Raw genomic sequence first — 1,118 nt, forward strand, 5'->3', positions numbered from 1 at the left:
AGCCGAGCACGACCATCAGGATCACGAAGGCGACGGCGACCCAAAATTCAGGTTCGAAGACCATCTCGACTAACCTTGAAGGGAAGAAGAGAAAGAGGAAGGGAAAAGGGAGAAGGGAGAGGAGAAAAGAAGGAGAGAAAGGAGAAAGAAGAAAAAAGAGAAGAAAAGAAAAAGAGGAGAGAAGAGAGAGAAAGGAAAAAGGAAGAAGGAGAAGGAAGGAAAAGGAGGGGGGAAGAAGAAAGAGGAGAAGAAGGAGAAGGGAAGAAGAAGGAGGAGAAGAAAAGAGAAGAGAAGGAGGAAAGAAGGGAAGGAGAGGAAAAAAGAGGGGGGAGGGAGAGGAGAAGGGGGGGGGAGGGGAGGAAAGGAGAGGAAGAGGAAAAGGGGGAGGAGAGGGGGGGGAGAGGGAAGAAAAGGAAAGGGGAGAAGGAGGGGGGGGAAGGGAAAAGGGGGGGAGAGAAGAAAAGAAGGAAAAAAGGGAGGAAAAGGAGAGGGGGGAAAGAAGGAGAAAAGGGAAAGAAAGAAGGGAAGGAAAAGAGGAAGGGAAGAAAAGAGAGAGGGAGGGAGAAAAGGAGGGAGAAGGGGAGGAGAAGAGAAAGAGGGAAGAAAGAAAGGAAGAGGAAAGAAGGGAAGAGGGAAAGGAAGAGAGGAGAGAGGAGAGGGGAAAGGAAGGGGAAGGAGAGAAGAAGGGGAGGGAAGGAGAAGAGAGGGGGAAAGGAAGGGAGGAAAGAGGGAGGGGAGGAAAGAAAGAAGAGAGAGAGAGGGAGGGGGGGGAGAAGGAGAGAGGGGAGGGAAGAGGGAGAAAGGGAAGAGAGGGAAGAAAGGGAGGAAAGGAGGAGGGGAGAGAGAGAGAGAGAAGGGGAGGGAGGGAAGGGAGGGAGGAAAGAAGAAGAGAGGAGAGAGGGAGAAAAAGAGAGAGAGAAAGAAGAGGGAGGAGAGAGGAAGGGAGAGGGAGAAGAGGGAAGGGGGGAGTCCCTGGAGAAAGAGAGAGGAAGAGAAAGAAAAGAGGAAGAAGAGGGGAGAAGAGAAAGGAAAGAGAAAAAAGGGAGGAGAGAGGAGAGAAGAAGAGAAAGAGAGGAAGGCGCGCGGAGCCTTAGCTACCAGCCGCAGATCCGTAGCTG

General features: G+C 52.1%; 1 protein-coding gene. It reads left to right on the forward strand.

Going from position 1 to position 1,118, the window contains the following annotated elements; genetic code table 11:
• Nucleotides 1-1,094, forward strand: a 1,094-nt coding sequence (locus D6B98_RS40455) for a hypothetical protein (protein ID WP_205680592.1), incomplete at its 5' end; no start/stop codon positions are given.
• Nucleotides 1,095-1,118 lie beyond the last annotated feature (24 nt).

This window comes from Bradyrhizobium sp. LVM 105 (genome assembly GCF_003957705.1).
GTDB lineage: Bacteria > Pseudomonadota > Alphaproteobacteria > Rhizobiales > Xanthobacteraceae > Bradyrhizobium > Bradyrhizobium frederickii.